At 60.3% G+C, this 17,742-nt stretch carries 14 protein-coding genes and 1 tRNA gene; 10 read left to right on the forward strand and 5 right to left on the reverse strand.

What is annotated here, in order from left to right:
- Positions 1-255: 255 nt before the first annotated feature.
- The 3 genes from gltB to pyk all read left to right on the forward strand — a co-directional run bounded on the left by gltB (position 256) and on the right by pyk (position 7,915).
- Positions 256-4,911 carry a glutamate synthase large subunit gene (gene gltB, locus CXQ94_RS19960; protein ID WP_104092347.1) on the forward strand — a complete coding sequence of 1,552 codons (4,656 nt, stop codon included), beginning with the start codon at positions 256-258 and terminating at the stop codon, positions 4,909-4,911.
- The gene (locus tag CXQ94_RS19965) at positions 4,904-6,358 is read left to right on the forward strand and encodes a glutamate synthase subunit beta (protein WP_104092348.1); all 1,455 of its coding nucleotides are present in this window, start codon (positions 4,904-4,906) and stop codon (positions 6,356-6,358) included. The genes gltB and CXQ94_RS19965 overlap by 8 nt, the downstream gene beginning before the upstream one ends.
- A gap of 69 nt (positions 6,359-6,427) precedes the next feature.
- Positions 6,428-7,915, forward strand: coding sequence for a pyruvate kinase (pyk, locus tag CXQ94_RS19970; RefSeq protein ID WP_104092349.1), 1,488 nt, complete (start codon positions 6,428-6,430; stop codon positions 7,913-7,915).
- A gap of 200 nt (positions 7,916-8,115) precedes the next feature.
- Here pyk and CXQ94_RS19975 read toward each other — a convergent pair whose 3' ends face one another.
- On the reverse strand, positions 8,116-8,718 hold the full coding sequence (locus CXQ94_RS19975) for an ANTAR domain-containing response regulator (protein ID WP_104092350.1): 603 nt from the start codon (positions 8,716-8,718) through the stop codon (positions 8,116-8,118).
- A 185-nt stretch (positions 8,719-8,903) separates the two neighbouring features.
- Between CXQ94_RS19975 and CXQ94_RS19980 the strand changes: the two genes are divergently transcribed.
- Both CXQ94_RS19980 and CXQ94_RS19985 read left to right on the forward strand, forming a co-directional pair.
- Positions 8,904-8,984: transfer RNA gene (locus tag CXQ94_RS19980), tRNA-Leu, on the forward strand.
- Positions 8,985-9,071: 87 nt separating this feature from the next.
- Complete coding sequence (locus tag CXQ94_RS19985; RefSeq protein ID WP_104092351.1) at positions 9,072-10,202, forward strand: site-specific integrase; 1,131 nt, start codon at positions 9,072-9,074, stop codon at positions 10,200-10,202.
- 501 nt (positions 10,203-10,703) lie between these two features.
- On the opposite strand, the gene CXQ94_RS23375 is transcribed toward CXQ94_RS19985, so the two are convergent.
- Both CXQ94_RS23375 and CXQ94_RS23380 read right to left on the reverse strand, forming a co-directional pair.
- The gene (locus CXQ94_RS23375) at positions 10,704-10,958 is read right to left on the reverse strand and encodes a helix-turn-helix domain-containing protein (protein WP_368665584.1); all 255 of its coding nucleotides are present in this window, start codon (positions 10,956-10,958) and stop codon (positions 10,704-10,706) included.
- An 80-nt stretch (positions 10,959-11,038) separates the two neighbouring features.
- Positions 11,039-11,308, reverse strand: coding sequence for a helix-turn-helix domain-containing protein (locus tag CXQ94_RS23380; protein WP_104092353.1), 270 nt, complete (start codon positions 11,306-11,308; stop codon positions 11,039-11,041).
- A gap of 545 nt (positions 11,309-11,853) precedes the next feature.
- Between CXQ94_RS23380 and CXQ94_RS20005 the strand changes: the two genes are divergently transcribed.
- The gene (locus CXQ94_RS20005) at positions 11,854-12,354 is read left to right on the forward strand and encodes a hypothetical protein (protein WP_146070375.1); all 501 of its coding nucleotides are present in this window, start codon (positions 11,854-11,856) and stop codon (positions 12,352-12,354) included.
- Here CXQ94_RS20005 and CXQ94_RS23385 read toward each other — a convergent pair.
- On the reverse strand, positions 12,302-12,649 hold the full coding sequence (locus CXQ94_RS23385; protein ID WP_146070376.1) for a helix-turn-helix transcriptional regulator: 348 nt from the start codon (positions 12,647-12,649) through the stop codon (positions 12,302-12,304). The genes CXQ94_RS20005 and CXQ94_RS23385 overlap by 53 nt on opposite strands.
- Positions 12,650-12,874: 225 nt before the next feature.
- Between CXQ94_RS23385 and CXQ94_RS20010 the strand changes: the two genes are divergently transcribed.
- From CXQ94_RS20010 to CXQ94_RS23180, 3 genes are read left to right on the forward strand one after another with little or no spacing between them, the layout of a single operon-like run.
- Entirely contained in the window at positions 12,875-13,804 is a 930-nt protein-coding gene (locus tag CXQ94_RS20010; protein WP_104092355.1) for a sigma factor, read from the forward strand.
- 25 nt (positions 13,805-13,829) lie between these two features.
- Complete coding sequence (locus CXQ94_RS20015) at positions 13,830-14,558, forward strand: hypothetical protein (protein WP_146070377.1); 729 nt, start codon at positions 13,830-13,832, stop codon at positions 14,556-14,558.
- A complete protein-coding gene (locus tag CXQ94_RS23180) occupies positions 14,558-15,658 on the forward strand; it encodes a C40 family peptidase (protein WP_104092357.1) in 1,101 nt (366 codons plus the stop codon). The genes CXQ94_RS20015 and CXQ94_RS23180 overlap by 1 nt, the downstream gene beginning before the upstream one ends.
- A gap of 364 nt (positions 15,659-16,022) precedes the next feature.
- Here the strand turns inward: CXQ94_RS23180 and CXQ94_RS20025 are convergent, their stop codons facing one another.
- Positions 16,023-16,433, reverse strand: coding sequence for a helix-turn-helix domain-containing protein (locus CXQ94_RS20025; protein ID WP_104092358.1), 411 nt, complete (start codon positions 16,431-16,433; stop codon positions 16,023-16,025).
- A 101-nt stretch (positions 16,434-16,534) separates the two neighbouring features.
- Here CXQ94_RS20025 and CXQ94_RS20030 point away from each other — a divergent pair, with 101 nt between their 5' ends.
- Entirely contained in the window at positions 16,535-17,401 is an 867-nt protein-coding gene (locus tag CXQ94_RS20030) for an SDR family oxidoreductase (RefSeq protein ID WP_104092359.1), read from the forward strand.
- The last annotated feature ends 341 nt before the right edge of the window (positions 17,402-17,742 follow it).

Here is a 17,742-nt window from a genome sequence, read left to right on the forward strand (position 1 = left end):
GCACCCTTATATAGTGATAATCGCCGCGCAGACGGGCCCGCACGCATCACTTATGGGCCTTTGTGCACTTGCACTACGGAAATACCTTCCTGGTGGACGTGACACATGCGAGATGCCAGCCGGGCGGGGACACCCACTTCGTTCGGATTGGACACGGCAGCATAGCTTCACCGTTTGCCGGGAAATCCCTTCCCGGCGTCCCAGGGCCATCGTCGTCCCCATCCAACGCTCTTCCAGGGGAAGGACTTCACCGTCATGACTCGAACTTCGCAACAGCCCGCCACCACCAGCGATGCCGCCGGTGTTCCCTCGGCAGGGGCTATTTCGCCCTTCACGCGCTTTGCGTCCATGCCGGAACAGGCTGGCCTGTACCGCCCCGAGGCCGAGAAGGACGCGTGCGGGCTGGCTATTGTTGCCACCTTGCGCGGCACGCCCGGACACGACATTGTCGAGAGTGCCCTCATCGCCCTGCGCAACCTCGAACACCGGGGTGCTGTGGGCGCGGACGAGGGAACCGGCGATGGTGCCGGCATCCTCACCCAGATTCCGGACGAGTTCTTCCAAGCCGTCACCGGCTTTGAGCTTCCTGCCATGGGGGAGTACGCCGTCGGCACGGCCTTCCTGCCTACCGACCCCAAGGAACTCGCGGCCGCACGGGCCGGGTTGGAAACCTTGGCCCAGAGTGAGGGCCTGAAAGTTCTTGGCTGGCGCGAGGTGCCCGTGGTGGCTGACCTGGTCGGGGCAAGCGCCCGCGACTGCATGCCGCACTTCAGCCAGCTGTTCCTGGCCATTGACGGCGCGGCACCGGTGCTGTCGCGCACGGAAGTCAACGCCCTGGACTCCAAGGCATTCAGGTTGCGCAAGCGCGCCCAGCACAAGTTCGGCGTCTACTTCCCGTCGCTGTCCTCCAAGACCATTGTCTACAAAGGAATGCTGACCACCGCCCAGGTGGAGCCGTTCTACCCGGACCTCTCGGACTCGCGGTTCACTACGCGTCTGGCCATCGTCCACTCCCGCTTCTCCACCAACACGTTCCCGTCCTGGCCACTGGCCCAGCCCTTCCGGGCCATCGCCCACAACGGTGAGATCAACACCGTCAAGGGCAATAGGAATTGGATGCGCGCGCGGCAGTCCACCATGAGCCACTCCCTGTTGGGTAACGCGCCGGAAGAGCTGTTCCCCATCTGCACCCCCGGAGCCTCCGACTCGGCCTCCTTTGACGAGGTCGCTGAACTGCTGTGGCTCTCCGGCCGGCCCATCACCGAGGCCATCATGATGATGATCCCTGAGGCGTGGGAAAACCACACCACCATGGACCCGGACCGGAAAGCGTTTTACGAGTACCACTCGCTCATGATGGAACCGTGGGACGGGCCCGCCGCCGTGTCCTTCACCGACGGCACACAGGTCGGCGCCACGCTTGACCGCAATGGCCTGCGTCCCTGCCGCTACTGGGTCACCGACGACGGCCTGGTCGTCTTCGCCTCCGAAGTTGGCGTGTTGGAGATCGCTCCCGAAAAGATTGTGGAGAAGGGCCGCGTGGCTCCCGGCAAGATGTTTGTTGTCGACACCGAGAACGGCAGGCTCATCCGGGACGAGGAAGTCAAGGCGAACCTTGCCTCAGCCCATCCGTACAAGGAATGGGCCAAGGAGAACACGCTTCGCCTGGCCGAGCTGCCTGAGCGTGAGCACGTGGTCCACACGAGTGCCTCCGTCATCCACCGCCAGCGCACCTTCGGCTACACCACCGAGGAACTGAAGATCCTGCTGGGACCCATGGCGCAAACCGGCGGCGAACCCCTGGGAGCCATGGGTACCGACACCCCCGTTGCCGTGCTCTCCACCCGGCCGCGCCTGCTGTTTGACTACTTTGTGCAGTCGTTTGCGCAGGTTACCAACCCGCCGTTGGATGCCATCCGCGAAGAGCTCGTCACCTCCCTGAACACCACCATTGGCCCGCAGGGAAACCTTCTCTCCCGCGCCAAGGTCAAGATGCCGCAACTGGCCCTGACCTTCCCCGTCATCAACAACGACGAGCTGGCCAAGATCGCCAACATCGAATCGCCCCTCAATGAGGACGGCACCGGCGGAGAGCTGATCGCCGTCAAGGTGCGCGGCCTGTACAAGTTCGACGGCGGCGAGGACGCCTTGCGCGCCCGGCTCACCGAGATCTGTGAGCAGGTCTCCGGCGCCATCAACCGTGGCGTTCAGTACGTGGTGCTCTCGGACAGGGATTCATCGGCCGTCTGGGCTCCCATCCCGTCCCTGCTATTGCTTAGCACCGTTCACCACCACCTGTTGCGCAGTGCCAACCGCACCAAGATCTCCCTGGTGGTGGAGGCTGGCGACGTCCGCGAGGTCCACCACGTGGCGGTTTTGATCGGCTACGGTGCGGCAGCGGTGAACCCGTACCTGGCCATGGAGTCAGTGGAAGAACTGATTCGCAACGGCGATATCACCGGGGTAACGCCTGAACAGGGCGTGACCAATTTGATCAAGGGCCTGGGCAAGGGCGTTTTGAAGATCATGTCCAAGATGGGCATCTCCACGGTGGCATCTTACTGCGGCGCCCAGACGTTCGAGGCCCTGGGCTTGTCCGAAAAGCTGGTCAGCCAGTACTTCACCGGCACAGTCTCCCAGCTGGGCGGCGTCGGGCTCGATGTGATTGCCAAGGAAGTTTCCCAGCGGCACATCCTGGCGTACCCGGTGGACGGCGTTGACGTTCCGCACCGCCCGTTGCTGGGCGGAGGCGAGTACCAGTGGCGCCGTGACGGCGAACCGCACTTGTTCAACCCCGACACCGTGTTCCGGCTGCAGCACGCCACCAGGGAACGCCGCTACGACATCTTCAAGAAGTACACCCAGGGGATCGACGATCAGGCCAATAAGCTGATGACTTTCCGCGGCTTGCTCACGTTCAAGGACGGAGTGCGCCAGCCGGTGCCGTTGGAGGAAGTGGAGTCGGTTGCCAGCATCGTCAAACGCTTCTCCACCGGAGCCATGAGCTACGGATCCATCTCCAAGGAGGCGCACGAGACTCTCGCGATCGCCATGAACCGGTTGGGCGCCAAGTCCAATACCGGTGAAGGCGGGGAAGACATTGACCGTCTCCTGGACCCCGAACGCCGCAGCGCCATCAAGCAGGTGGCCTCCGGACGATTCGGCGTCACCAGCTTGTACCTGACCAACGCCCAGGACATCCAGATCAAAATGGCCCAGGGCGCCAAGCCTGGCGAGGGCGGCCAGCTCATGGCCAAGAAGGTGTACCCGTGGATTGCTGAGACGCGGCACTCCACCCCGGGTGTTGGGCTGATCTCGCCCCCGCCGCACCACGACATTTACTCGATCGAGGATTTGGCGCAGCTCATTTACGACTGCAAGCGCGCCAACCCCAGCGCCCGGGTTCACGTCAAACTGGTCTCCGAGATGGGGATCGGCACCGTGGCAAGCGGCGTCACCAAGGCCAAGGCCGACGTCGTCCTGGTGTCAGGACACGACGGCGGAACCGGCGCCAGCCCGCTGAACTCGCTCAAGCATGCTGGCATGCCGTGGGAGTTGGGGCTGGCCGAGACCCAGCAGACACTGCGCCTGAACGGGCTGCGCGACCGCGTGGTGGTGCAGGTTGACGGGCAGCTGAAAACAGGGCGTGACGTTGTCATCGCCGCCCTGCTGGGTGCTGAGGAATACGGCTTCGCCACGGCGCCGCTGGTGGTTTCTGGCTGCGTCATGATGCGCGTATGCCACCTGGACACCTGCCCGGTGGGTGTGGCCACGCAGAATCCTGAGCTGCGCCAACGCTTCAGCGGGAAGCCAGAGTTTGTGGTGAACTTCTTCGAGTTCTTGGCGGAGGAGGTCCGTGAGATTCTGGCCGAGCTGGGCTTCAGGACGTTGCTGGAGGCCGTGGGGCAGTCCGACGTGCTCGATACCCGCCAGGCCGTTGACCACTGGAAGACCGAGGGCTTGGATCTGAGCCCCATCATCTCCGACGCCGGTGTGGCCGCGGGAACGCCGGTCCACAACCAGACCACGCAAAACCACGAGCTGGAGAAGCACTTTGACCAGCAGCTGATCGCCATGAGCGCCGAGGCTCTCAGCGACCGTATCCCGGTCAAGATCAGCGTCCCGGTGATCAACACGGACCGTTCCGTGGGCACACTACTGGGCCACACCGTCACCAAGACCTTCGGTGTGGACCTGCTGGGAACAGACACGATCGACGTCACCTTGACCGGGCAGGCTGGGCAATCGCTGGGGGCATTCCTGCCGGCCGGTGTGACACTGCGGCTCTTTGGCGATGCCAACGACTACGTGGGCAAGGGCCTCTCCGGCGGACGCATCACGGTGCGCCCGGACCGGGCCAACAGCTTTACGGCCGCGGAGAATGTCATTGCCGGCAACGTCATTGGCTATGGGGCAACTAGCGGGGAAATGTTCCTGCGCGGGTTGGTGGGCGAACGCTTCCTGGTGCGCAACTCGGGGGCCACGGCCGTTGTGGAAGGCATTGGCGATCACGGGTGTGAGTACATGACCGGCGGTGCGGCCCTGATCTTGGGTCCCACGGGGCGCAACTTTGGTGCCGGCATGTCCGGCGGTACGGCGTTTGTGCTGGATCTGGCCGCGGCGAACGTCAACCAGGCGGCGCTGAATGCGGGGGAGTTGTCCTTGCTGGCGCTCGACGCGCAGGACGCCGATCTGGTTCACGCACTCTTGGTCAAACACCAGCAGGAGACGGATTCGGCCTTGGCAGAGCAGTTGCTCGCCGATTTCCCGGGCACCATCAAACGCCTGGTGAAGGTGCTTCCGCGCGACTTTGCAGCAGTTTTGGAGACCCGCTTGGCAGCAGCCGAGCTGGGCGAGGACCCCGACGGAGCAACCGTGTGGGCAAAAATCTTGGAGGTTACCGGTGGCTGATCCCCGCGGTTTTTTGAAGAATAGGGAACGCATCACCCAGGCCCGCCGGCCCGTGCCGGTCAGGATCATGGACTGGAAAGAGGTCTATGAGGCACAGGAGAAGGGCGTCCTGAAGTCACAGGCCGGGCGCTGCATGGATTGTGGAGTGCCGTTCTGCCACCAGGGTTGCCCGCTGGGCAACCTGATTCCGGAGTGGAACGACCTGACGTGGCGGGACAAGGGCCAGGAAGCCATCGAGCGCCTGCACGCCACCAACAACTTCCCCGAGTTCACCGGCCGCCTGTGCCCGGCGCCGTGTGAGAGTGCCTGCGTACTGAGCATCAACCAGCCCGCGGTGACCATCAAGCAGGTGGAGGTGTCCATCATTGACGAGGCCTTCGAGGCGGATTGGGTACAGCCGCTGCCGCCGGCACGGCTCACAGGCAAGACCGTCGCCGTCGTCGGGTCCGGGCCTGCGGGTCTGGCCGTGGCCCAGCAGCTCACCCGCACAGGGCACACGGTTGCCGTGTACGAACGCGATGACAGGATTGGCGGGCTGCTGCGTTACGGCATCCCGGACTTCAAGCTCGAGAAGGAAAAGCTCGATCGCCGCCTGGAGCAGATGACTGCTGAGGGCACACGCTTCCGCACGGGCATTGAAGTGGGTAAGGACATTGGCTGGGATCAGCTGCGCAAGCGGTATGACGCCGTCGTGGTGACCACCGGGGCAACCGTGCCGCGGGACCTGCCCATTCCCGGCCGCGCGCTGGAGGGCGTGCACTTCGCCATGGATTACCTGGTGCAGGGCAACAAGGTGGTGGCCGGGGACGTGGTGCCCGGGCAGATCGACGCCCGCGGCAAGAATGTGGTGATCTTGGGCGGCGGCGACACCGGTGCAGATTGCCTCGGTACCGCACACCGCCAGCAGGCGGCGTCGGTGACCACGCTGGCCATCGGCAAGCAGCCGCCGGTGGAACGCGCCGCAGCCCAGCCCTGGCCCACGTTCCCGAACCTTTTTGAGGTTGCCAGTGCTCACGAGGAAGGCGGGGAGCGCAGTTACCTGGCCTCCACGGTTGAATTCTTGGGGGAGAACGGTGTGCTGACAGGTTTGAAGATTGCCGAAACCGAATTCCAGGGTGGGCGGAGGGTGCCCAAGGAGGGCACCGAGCGCATTATCCCGGCGGATCTGGTGTTCTTGTCGCTGGGGTTCACGGGTCCGGAAACGGCCGAACTGACCCACCAGCTGCCCGTTGAACTGGATGAGCGCTCCAATGTGCGCCGTGATGGTTACTACATGACGAGCCGGCCGGGAGTGTTTGCCGCGGGGGACGCCGGGCGAGGTCAATCACTGATTGTGTGGGCCATTGCTGAGGGTCGGGCCTGTGCTGCGGCAGTGGATAAGTTTCTGATGGGCGAAACATTTCTTCCTGCACCTGTCTCACCCAGTGACTCGGCTATCAGTGTTTAGTGGCGAGCGACTAGGCTGGAAGCAAGTCCTAAAGATTTCTACTGTTAAACACACCACGAGGTAGGTACATTGAGACGCGCAAAGATTGTTGCGACTTTCGGGCCGGCTATTGCCAGCTATGAAAACACACTTGCGGTTCTGGAGGCGGGCGTCAACGTAGCCCGCATGAACATGAGCCACGGCGATTACACCGTGCACCAGAACACTTATGACAACGTTCGTAAGGCCGCTGCATCCTTGAACAAGGCGGTTGCCATCATGGCTGACCTGCAGGGCCCGAAGATTCGTCTGGGCCGCTTTGCCAATGGCGAGGGCTACGACCTGGCCGTGGGCGATGTTTTCACCATCACCACCGAAGATGTTCCGGGCACCAAGGACATCTGCTCCACCACGTTGAAGTCGCTCACCGAGGACGTCAACGTTGGCGACATCATGCTCATCGATGACGGCAAGGTTTCTGTTCAGGCCACGGCGGTTGACTCCGTCAAGGTTGTCACTGTTGTGACTGTTCCGGGCAAGGTTTCCAACAACAAGGGCATCAACTTGCCTGGCGTTGCTGTGAATGTCCCCGCCTTGAGCGAAAAGGACGAGGACGATCTGCGTTGGGCTTTGGCTTGCGGTGCAGATTTGATTGCACTCTCCTTTGTGCGCGATGCAGCCGACATCACCCGCGTTCACGAGATCATGGACGAAGAAGGCCGCCGCGTGCCGGTCATCGCCAAGATCGAGAAGCCGCAGGCTGTTGCCAACTTGGAAGCCATTGTTGACGCCTTTGACGCCATCATGGTTGCCCGTGGCGACTTGGGTGTTGAGTTGCCGCTGGAAGATGTGCCTCTGGTACAGAAGAAGTGCGTTGAAATGGCTCGCCGCTGGGCCAAGCCCGTCATTGTGGCCACCCAGGTGCTTGAATCCATGATCGACAACCCGCGCCCCACCCGTGCGGAGGCTTCGGACTGTGCCAATGCCGTGCTCGACGGCGCGGATGCAGTCATGCTCTCCGGCGAGACCAGTGTTGGCAAGTTCCCGATCGAAACCGTCAAGGTCATGGCGCGCATCATTGAAGCAGCCGAGGCGGAAGATGGCATGAAGCTCATCCCGAAGCTGGGTTCCGAGCCGAAGACCCGCGGCGGCGTCATCACGGCAGCGGCCGTGCAGATCGCCGACCAGCTGGATGCCAAGTACATTGCAACGTTTACGCAGTCAGGTGACTCGGCTCGCCGTTTGTCCCGCCTGCGTCCGCGCAAGCAGGTCTTTGCTTTCACACCCGAAGAGCAGGTTCGCAATGAGCTGGCACTGACGTGGGGCATTGAGCCCGTTCTGGTGCCCATGGTGGCCCACACTGACGCCATGACCGAGCAGGTTGACCGCACCCTGTTGGAGAAGAACTTGGTTGACGCAGGTGACCTGGTTGTCATCGCTGCCGGTTCCCCTCCCGGACAGGCCGGTTCCACGAACCTGGTCAAGGTTCACAAGGTGGGCGACCTCGCCGACCTGGGCAAGGCCGGAGTTGGCGTGCGCGTGAACAAGGAAAAGATTGGCCCCTGGCCCACAGTGTAATTTCCGCACTTCTGGCCGGGCTTGCCCGGGCCTAACAAGACGCACTGCGTGTTGAAAACCTCACAGTTTTCCGCACGTGGTGCGTCTTTTTGCTTAACACAACACCGTTAAAGTACGACGTCGGCACCCGATCTGGGTGCCGACGTCGTTCACAGGACGCTCCACGGCCCACAAGTCCGTGGGCCCAGTTGGGGAGTGGGCTAGTTGACCTGGTTGATGATGGTTTCGGCGACTTCGCGCATGCTCAGGCGGCGGTCCATGGAGGTCTTCTGGATCCAGCGGAACGCCTCGGGCTCGCTGAGGCCCATCTTGGTGGTGAGAAGGCTCTTGGCGCGTTCTACGAGCTTGCGGGTGGCGAACTGCTCCTGGAGGTCGGATACCTCGTTTTCTAGTGCCTTGATCTCCTCGTGGCGGGAGAGTGCGATTTCCAGGGCGGGGAGGAGATCGGCTGGGGTGAAGGGCTTGACGACGTAGGCCATGGCGCCGGCGTCGCGGGCTCGCTCGACGAGTTCCTTCTGGCTGAAGGCGGTTAGGAGAACGACGGGGGCGATGCGGGCCTTGACGATGATCTCAGCGGCCGTGATGCCGTCCATGACGGGCATTTTGACGTCCATGAGGACCAGGTCCGGCTTGAGCTCTTTGGCGAGCTCCACGGCCTTTTCGCCGTTGTCAGCTTCACCGACCACGTCGTAGCCTTCGCCACGCAGGATTTCCATGATGTCCAAACGGATCAGGGTCTCATCCTCCGCAACAATGACACGGCGTGCGGGAGTGGTGGGGGTGGTTTCCGATTGTTCGGACACGAAGGCTCCTTAGAAGCGATAAGCTGTGATTTCCGACACAAAGGCCGAATTTATAGCGCTTGGGGGGCGCTAGTTCTACAAAACAGCCTATCTGCATGTAGAGTAGTTTCGCGCACTCGTTCGGAAGTGATTCTTGAATGAGAGCGTGATCTTCGTAACGGTGTTCATTTGAACGCTTTGCTAAGGCCCAAGTGGCGGAACGGCAGACGCGCTGCACTCAAAATGCAGTATCGAAAGGTGTGTGGGTTCGAATCCCACCTTGGGCACGCTAAACCCCCTGGTCACAGGGGGTTTTCGTGTTTAAGTGTTCCCAAAAACGCCAAAAGTGTTCCCACGAGCGTAAAATTGACTGCATGGCAAGTGTTGTTCAGCGCCGGTCGAAGTCTGGAACCACCGCTTTTCAAGTGCGGTGGCGGGACCCCGACGTGGCCCAACAACAAAGCGTCACTTTTGCCTCCGAGATTGACGCGAAGTTGCTGAAGAAGTTCCTCGACAGGAATGGCCAATCGTTTGGCATTGCCCAGAAAGCAATGGAGTCTAGTAGACGCAAAGTCCTGACTGTTGCAGAAGTTATCCAAGAACACATCGATTTGTTGGTCCGTCCTGCCTCCGGCACTTTGCGCACCTATCAAACCATGTTGGATCTGCACATTAAGCCGGTGCTGGGAGCAATCCTGATTGATGAACTCGACATGCGGCAGATTACTGGGTGGGTCCGTGGAATGCAGAAAAAGGGCAAGACTGCTAAAACAATCCGCAACAACCACTCGCTGATCTTTGCCTCCATGGAACGTGCGGTCCTGCTGAAATACCGGCCGGACAATCCCTGCAGGGGAGTGGAGCTGCCATCGGGGGACAGGGTCGAAGATGATGCTAGGTTCCTGACCCATGCCGAGTTTTCTCAGATCTTGGCGTTGATGCCAGAGCGGTACAAGGACTTCACCCAATTTCTCGTTATGACTGGCACAAGGTTTGGCGAGGCCACCGCCGTGACAGTTGCCGATGTGGATCTACTGGCAAAGCCGGCCACTGTGAGGATCACTAAGGCGTGGAAGCGAGATGGAAGCAACGAATTCTATGTTGGCCCAACGAAAACGGGTGCCGGCAAACGAACGGTATCCTTGGCTCCCGTGCTGGTCGAGATATTGATTCCCCTGGTAGCTAGTCGTCAGGGGAGTGATCTGCTTTTTACGACGGGTACAGGCGGCCGGATTGCGCACAGCATCTACTGGCAAAAGTGCTGGGTGCCGACTGTCAAAGCTGCTCAAACGGCCGGACTCAAGAAGACGCCCCGAATTCACGACCTGAGACACACGCACGCTTCGTGGCTGATCCAGGACGGAGTATCGCTCTTCACCATCTCCAGGAGGCTGGGACATGCCTCCACACGGACCACAGAAGAGGTCTATGGGCACCTTATGCCCCAGGCGCTCCAAGACGGAGCAGAGTCCGTTCAACGGTCCGCGCAGATATGGGGAGGATAAGAAGGAACGACTGTGTGTCGGTAGGGAGCGAAGCTATTTGACGATTTAGGTCACTTGTCCCTTGGCTCGCGTGCCAAGAGTTCTGCGAATGTTGCTACCCGCCGGATGAGCCCTTACCTCGCGGAGACTGGCGATTTCTTCTAGGTGTTCGTCGGTGAACACGATTTTTCCTTTGCCCCATGTCAGATGGGGGAATTCGCAATTGGCGGCGCCAGTCCGAAGCCATGCTTCGGAACAGTGGAGTAGCTCTGCGGCCTGCTCTGGTTCGTAGAATTCGCGTTGCATGGCGTTGTCCTTCCTCTCGCGAGTAGTTGGTTAGAGCGCTGAGGTGGTCCCCGGAATGGCCGGCTCATTGCGGCGAAACATTCAATTATCAGAAGTTTTATGGTCGAAGGAGCCCCAGTCACCATTACACGACGGGCTGGCGGTCCTCTTCACCCAATGGGCACGGTGATGCAACTGGTGCACCTAGCCATGGCCGTTTCTTACCGGTTACGGAATTTACGGATCCGATCGAAGTAAGAGCCATGCCTGGAAATCTGTCCGGCTTACGCGCAGGTGCCTTCCAATCCTGTAGGCGTGTGGCCCAATACCCTTGGCTCTCCACTGGTAGAAGGTCTGCAGTGGAATCTGCAGTTCGTGGCAGATTTCACTGGGGGAGAGTAACTGTGTGACAGTCGAATTGGTTTGACTGTCATGCTCCGTGTAGTCGGTCATCGCGGTGCCTTCCCTCCGGTATTGCCAACGTTCAAGCATCGGCAAGTGTGACTAGGTAACTACTCATAGTCGGGAAAGCAATTTAGTCCATGACCGAGGGGTGATGGAGCCGGTTCTGTTCAGGGCTCCAATCCTAAAAACTGGCACACCCGTGTCATTTCCTGGAATATTTGGGGTGCATCGGAGGCATATATTGAGTCGAAATTACCAGGAATTGCCTCACTGGCGCTGACGAACCCAGCTCTCGTTAGCTGTTCAAGTTCCCGATTGACCGTGGCGGCTGAAAGGGACAGTGCGTCCGATATGTCAGGGGCCGGGGCAGGACCATGAGTAACCAGCATATGTAAGATGCGGCTTCGGGTCAGGTTCATCAAGATTGAGGGTTCCATGGAAAACACTCCCAGAAGGCTACCTGCAGGACGGAATATACCCGTCTACTCTGCAAAATTTACTCTCACTCGGTCATGGTGTAAATGCCCCAAATCCCTATGACTTCGTGTAAGTCGCCGCCGTGGCGCGGCGTGCCCGACAAATTCAGGTGAAAGGTTGATCACATGAACCAGCATCCTCAGGTCGAAGCGTTTGTCTGCGCTGCGGAATCTATGCGAGGAAACCGCTATTGGGCAAGGGATCCGCAGGAACAAATCGAATTTCTCACTGCGTTTCGTGATGTAGTTAAGGAAGTTTGCTTCCATCTTGATCGGAACCTGTTGCTCAACCAGGATGGGCTTCGTGGTTTTGCTGCCAGCTCGGGGCGCTCCTCGCGGGTGTCCATGGCTAGAACCCTGCGCAGAGACCATGCTCTTGCCCGAGTTGGATAATGCGATTCGGCGTTGTATTGCGGGGTTGGAAGGCACGGACAATACTTGAGAGGACACGACGATTCGGCATGGGATAGTAGGCGAGCCGACGCCATTATCGTGAGGAGCCTGGCATGAGTGCTGGAAGCGGCAATCAGCAAGACCAGCCATCGCCTCAAATAGCTCTTTCTAGGCGCCTGAACCTACTTTTGGATGCTGCTGCAGAAAAGCGTGGCTATGACGTGACTTTCCGTGAGGTCCAAGATCGATTGGCTGAACGGGGCGTGCGTATGTCCCGTGCCCGGTGGTTCTACATGAAGGACGGAACGAGGGCGCTGGTCACCGACAAGAAGGTTTTGGCAACAATCTGTGAGTTGTTCGATGTTGATTCGTCGTATTTGCTGGATTTGGGCTCCGACGTGCTTCCCAGAAGCATTGAAGCAAGGCTTGAATTTGTTAAGGCCCTGAGGGTGTCGCGGGTGCAAGCCTTTGCCGCACGAACACTTGCCGACGTTGCACCGGAGACGCTCGATGCCATTACCGATTTTCTGAAGCACGGCATGACCACAACGGCGGATGGTGCTAGCGAGTCGGCTCAGTCAAGTACCGAACTTGGGCATCCAGAAGGGCCTTGACACGGTCTGGATTAACGGAATACCTCGGTGCGCGACCGTGCCTGCGCCCTGGTTCGACGTCTGCGCTGACAGCCCCGGCTTCTTCAAGGAGAATCAAGTGTTTGGCGACGCTTGCTTCGCTGGCGCCAACGTTGGCCACGATTTCTCCACGTGGGTTCGGCCCGTTTTCCAATAGATAGCGGATGATCTCGGTGCGTGCTCGATTGCCAAAGGTGGCGACCGCCAGCTCGACTTCGTGTGGCCAATCCGAGGCTATCGGCTGCGTAATTCGGGGCATGGCTTCATTCTGCCTCATAGATGTCCACAGGGTAAGAGCGACCCCCCTTGACAATATCTCTTTGATACTTTGACAATAGTCTTATTACCTTTTGAAGTGGGTCGACCGCAATCGTTGATTTCGCAGCGACTCACAGGGCCCGGCATATGTCGGAACGATCCTGCCGCCACCTACGGTGGCCCCAAGATCTTCTGCACAACGTCTAACGGCGTCGCGCTTGATATTCAGTCAACGCATGAAGCGGTGATCATCATGGGTCCTTGGACCAGCGAAGCATGTGAAGTACCTATCGACGGGGCGTTTGATCAGTCACTTGCCCGGCCGCCGGAACCCGACATCCCTATCGACCAGCTGATGAGGGCTGTTGAGGGGGTTCGTCCCTATGTGAAGATTCATCTGGCCCGGTATGGGTTCTTCCAAGATGTAAATGATGTCCTGCAGGATATTCGAATTGCTGCGTGGGAAGGGACCGTGAATGGCAGCTATCAGGCCTTTCCCGGGGTGAAGTTTGATGCCTGGATTCAGGGGATTGCCTGCAATCTGTGTGCTGATCATATTCGGCGCACCTTTGCCAGGACGACTCTGCCATTGCTGGACCAAGGCGAGTCCGGCTTTCAGAGTCAGATTGACGTCCAGTTTGCGCGCCTCGATGACCAAGTCACCAATCACGTCTGGGCTACGGAGGTTTTGCAGTTCGTCAAGAATCACGTGCCCGAGCGCACTTGGGATCTGGCCGTTGCCAGTCTTTCTGACGGGAAGGCGCAATTGACGGAGACCAACGCTGACGTGTCCGCAGGTATGCGCTGGCAGGCCGTTTTCGTGGTGCGCCAGATGGCTCTGACGGCGAGTCGCGCCCTAGATGTCGATCCGCAACGGGTTGTTGACCTGTCATCACTGCGTAAGGCTACCGTCGTATCTCTTTCAAATCCGATGCTTCAACTCATCGCAGAGCGCATCGTCCTGCCGGCAGTACTGGGCAAGGCACGTGCTGCGGCGGTCGCTGAGGTCGCACAGAAGGTCGGAGTCAGCGTGCGCTACGTTAAAGTGCAGGTTGGCCTAGTGCGCAACCTCGTCCTAGCCGCCGAGGAAATTTTGCGGACCGGGACAGGGATTGAGGGAACTGTCATTGAAACGGTAGTCGGCCCGACGGTCCACGCCGTGTCCAATGCCTAGCTCCTCAAACAAATGAGGTGGGACCATGAAATTGACATGGCTGGCACGTAGGGACGGGACAGGCCGACGCCGGTCGTGGATCCTGATGCTGGCGACTGCCACTGCCGTCGCTGGGATTGCCGCAGTGCTCTCAATCCGGCCCCCGGAGGTCGGCCCCGTTGCAAGCGCCCCGGAGTCATCGGCTACGGCTGCCGTCCCAAGCCCCACGGGTACAGCGACGGCGGTGGAACCGCCGACCATGACAAGCTCACCTGCGGATCAATCGGCTGCGCCAGCTGGCGAACCTTCAACCCTGGATTTTCGGCAGCTTGCCAACATAGCTGCCCGCTCTATCTACACATGGGATACGCGAACGGCCACGTATTCGGAGATGTACGGGAGGCTTCGCGGCTGGTGGCATGTGTTGCCGGATGATTCAAACCCCCTGACCATCTTCGCGCAGCAGTTCGAAGCCACTGGGACCAATGCAGCGGCGTATGCGTCGTTGACTGGAGCGAAGGGATATCGAACTGCACAGCCTGTGAACGCATCGTGCGACGAGCAGCTGGCACAATTTGTCCAGCAGCCTCCACCGTGGGTGGGATTGCACGTGTGTACCGTGACCTTGAGCGTCGTGGAGCACGCAACGTCTGGCGTCAACAAATACACCGCACCGGTCAGCGTCGTCGTCAATTGTCCGCCTGCCGTATCTGCCCCGGCAGACCGCTGTGAGATGGTGGCTTTCTACGCTGCGCCTGAACGAATTGTTTATTGATGCCAGCCCAGGCGCTCCTCCTCGGCGTAGTCAAGAAACGTGCGGCCCTCAAATTAGCCGGGGCGGCATTCTCTGCGATGGTGCTGTGCTGCGATATGGCGTTTTGCGGGTCCATTGCCCTGATGGCTTTCGGCGCTCAAAGCTCGACGGTGGCATGTACAACGGTCGCTGCTGGCGGTACGGGCCAGGCCGTGACGATCACTGTGCCCGACAGTGCGCCCGCCACATTGAGCCAGTCGCAGGTGACCGTGGCCCAGGCATACATAGTAGTGGGTCGTGCACGGTCAGTCCCAGACAACGGCATCGTGATTGCGTTGATGATGGCGTTGCAAGAGTCCAAAATGCAAATGCTGGCCAACTCAACCGTCCCTGAATCTTTGCAATATCCGCATGATGGCGTGGGCAGTGACCACGATTCGGTCGGCAGTGCGCAACAGCGCCCGTCGGCAGGATGGGGGAGTATCGCGGAGCTCATGCAACCTGCTTACAACGCTGAAGCCTTCTATGGTGGGCCACAGGGGCCGAACCAAGGATCGCCTCGTGGGCTTCTTGATGTTCAGGGTTGGGATCAAATGGACAAAGGCGCGGCAGCTCAAGCGGTTCAAAGGTCTGCTTTCCCAGAAGGATACGCCCAGTGGCAGACCGAGGCAGATTCAATCCTGAAAGCCTTGGGATCGTCAACCGTTCCGGCGGACTGTCCGGCAAACAGTTCGGGGACGTCGCAACCAACAATTCCAGCAGATTTGAGTCAACTTCGCCGTGCGATCATCGCGTACGCGCAGGAGGGAGTCGGCGGAACATACGTTTGGGGTGGAACTGCCTTCAAAGCGTGGGACTGCTCCGGATATGTGCAGTGGGTCTACGGGAAAGCGGGAGTCCAGCTGCCTCGAACGGAGCAGTGGACAGCCGGGACATCCACCACGAGTCCGCAGCCTGGCGACATCGTCGTGCAGAATCCCGATGGACCAAACCACTGGGGCCACGTAGGCATCTACGCTGGCAACGGCATGATGTACAGCGCACTGAACCCTGTGGTTGGCACGCTGCTGCACCCCGTGGCGTGGAACAGTGGATCGGCATATTTTAGGATGATGCCTTAGAAATGGATTGCAACTATGGAAATGACGAAGCCGCCGTGACCACTAGGGACTACGACGGCTTCCCATTCCACCAATCGGCATTCAGCCGGGGGGACTCTGACTCCACAATACTGTTGTTGTCATGATTGAACGAGACGCCTTATGGCGGGTTGACTTTTTGAGACGTATCGCGTCCCGCATGTCATTTTCAGAAGTCGACCGCACTGCGTTCACGTGTCCGCAGGGGGAGCCTCCTGCGGGAAAGCATTCTTTCGCATGTCTCACAACTGCTGTGAATCGCTACGATAAATGGCCTTTTTCGCAGCGCTAAGGCTCACCCCGCTGCCCGCAAGGCGATCACCCTACGGGGACTCGCCGGTGAGTGCTAGTCGTGCGAGCCTGCGGGGCCGGCCGCTGTGGTGTCCTGCCCGCTGATGATGTCGCCGGCGTTTTGGATGGCCCAGGCGGCGAGAGGAACGAGCAGCGCGCTCAGCTCGTGGCCGCGGTCTGTCAGGCTGTAGTCCACGCGCGCCGGGATGGTGAGCTGGGCGTGTCGGCTGACGAGACCGTCTCGCTCGAGGGTCTTCAGGGTCTGGGCCAGCATCTTCTCGCTGATGCCATCGGCACGTCGGCGCAAGGCACTCCAGCGCTGCTCCCCCTCGGACAAGGCTATGAGCAGGAGAAGGCCCCACTTACTGGTGACGTGTTCCAGCACTGTCCGACTGGGGCAGCCCGCCAGGAAGACACTGTCGGTGGAGACCGAGGGAAGGCTCGCAGATACTGTACCAACTGTCATGTAGGTACCTTACCTCAAAGTGCGTACTAACTATTGGGAAGTTAATCCTGAGAGAGGTGGTTGTGAGCAATGACAACGTAAGAACCTCGAAAGGAAACACCATGACCATCGTCATCACCGGCGCGACCGGCAAGCTCGGCCACCACATTCTCCAGGCACTACTGGATAACAACGTCCCCGCATCTGAGATCGTCGCCGCAGGCCGCTCCATCGAGAAACTCGAAGACTTCGCCGCCCAAGGCGTGCGCGTCGCGGCAATGGACTACAACGACCCGGCCTCCGTGGCCGCGGCCCTCGCCGGCGCCACCAAGGTTCTTCTGATTGCCAGCTCCGAGGTCGGCAAGGATCGCCCCGGACAGCACCGCACCGTGATCGAGGCTGCCAAGGCTGAAGGTGTCGAGCTGCTCACCTACACGAGCAACACCAACGCAGACATCAACGCCACGGTGCTGGGCCAGGACCACAAGGCGACCGAGGCGATCCTCGCCGAGCCCGGAGTTCCCTACACCCTCCTGCGCAACGGCTACTACTTCGAGAACTGGACCGACCAGCTCCAGGAAACCCTCGCACAGGGCATCCTCGTGGGCGCTGGCGGCGAAGGCCAGGTCAACGCCGCCACCCGCCGTGACCTCGCAGAAGCCGCAGTTGCAGTCCTGCTCGGCGAGAACCAGGCGGGCAAGGTCTACGAGCTCGGCGGGGACGTCTCGTTCAACATGGCCGACTTCGCCGCCGAGATCACCGCCGTCACCGGCACCACCGTCGTCTACAAGGACCTCCCCGCCGCGGAATACGTGGGCCTGCTGACTTCGTTCGGCATCCCGGAAGCCTTCGCCGGAATCCTCGCGGACTCGGATCAGGGACTCGCCCGCGGCGGCCTCCTGGTCGAGGGCAACGACCTCAGCACGCTCATCGGACGACCGACCACCACCCCGGCTGACGCCGTGCGCCTGGCCGTAGCTGCCTCGTAGCTTGGGCCTCACTGTCGCTGCCGGACGGTGAGAGGCTGCCCATCGTCCGCTCGTCGCGGCCGACTTCTCGGCGGCGCATTGGCGGACCGGACGCGATAGGCGGGAGGGGGCGGCGGTCGTTCGTCGCTTCCCCTCCGCAGTTCTGCCACGGGACTCGAATCGAATCCAGGTGGGGCCGTTGCCGCGACTGGTGCCAATTTCCGAAGGCGACTGCACTGAGAGTCCAGAGTCGTATGCACTCCGATTGCGCGTCCGTATGCGGAACCTTGGGTTCTTGCGGTGATTGCAACACTTAGTGAATGAGTGATGCAATGGCGATGTATTCAATCCTTTTCCGTCCG

It is taken from the genome of Arthrobacter sp. GMC3 (assembly GCF_002929305.1).
Classification (GTDB): Bacteria; Actinomycetota; Actinomycetes; order Actinomycetales; family Micrococcaceae; genus Specibacter.

Excerpts from the sequence above, each read along its gene's own strand:
- gltB (WP_104092347.1), top strand. The coding sequence starts at position 256 with ATGACTCGAACTTCGCAACAGCCCGCCACCACCAGCGATGCCGCCGGT.
- CXQ94_RS19985 (WP_104092351.1), top strand. The coding sequence starts at position 9,072 with ATGGCAAGTGTTGTTCAGCGCCGGTCGAAGTCTGGAACCACCGCTTTT.
- CXQ94_RS23375 (WP_368665584.1), bottom strand. The coding sequence starts at position 10,958 with ATGCTTGAACGTTGGCAATACCGGAGGGAAGGCACCGCGATGACCGAC.
- CXQ94_RS23380 (WP_104092353.1), bottom strand. The coding sequence starts at position 11,308 with ATGGAACCCTCAATCTTGATGAACCTGACCCGAAGCCGCATCTTACAT.
- CXQ94_RS20005 (WP_146070375.1), top strand. The coding sequence starts at position 11,854 with ATGAGTGCTGGAAGCGGCAATCAGCAAGACCAGCCATCGCCTCAAATA.
- CXQ94_RS23385 (WP_146070376.1), bottom strand. The coding sequence starts at position 12,649 with ATGAGGCAGAATGAAGCCATGCCCCGAATTACGCAGCCGATAGCCTCG.
- CXQ94_RS20015 (WP_146070377.1), top strand. The coding sequence starts at position 13,830 with ATGAAATTGACATGGCTGGCACGTAGGGACGGGACAGGCCGACGCCGG.
- CXQ94_RS23180 (WP_104092357.1), top strand. The coding sequence starts at position 14,558 with ATGCCAGCCCAGGCGCTCCTCCTCGGCGTAGTCAAGAAACGTGCGGCC.
- CXQ94_RS20025 (WP_104092358.1), bottom strand. The coding sequence starts at position 16,433 with ATGACAGTTGGTACAGTATCTGCGAGCCTTCCCTCGGTCTCCACCGAC.
- CXQ94_RS20030 (WP_104092359.1), top strand. The coding sequence starts at position 16,535 with ATGACCATCGTCATCACCGGCGCGACCGGCAAGCTCGGCCACCACATT.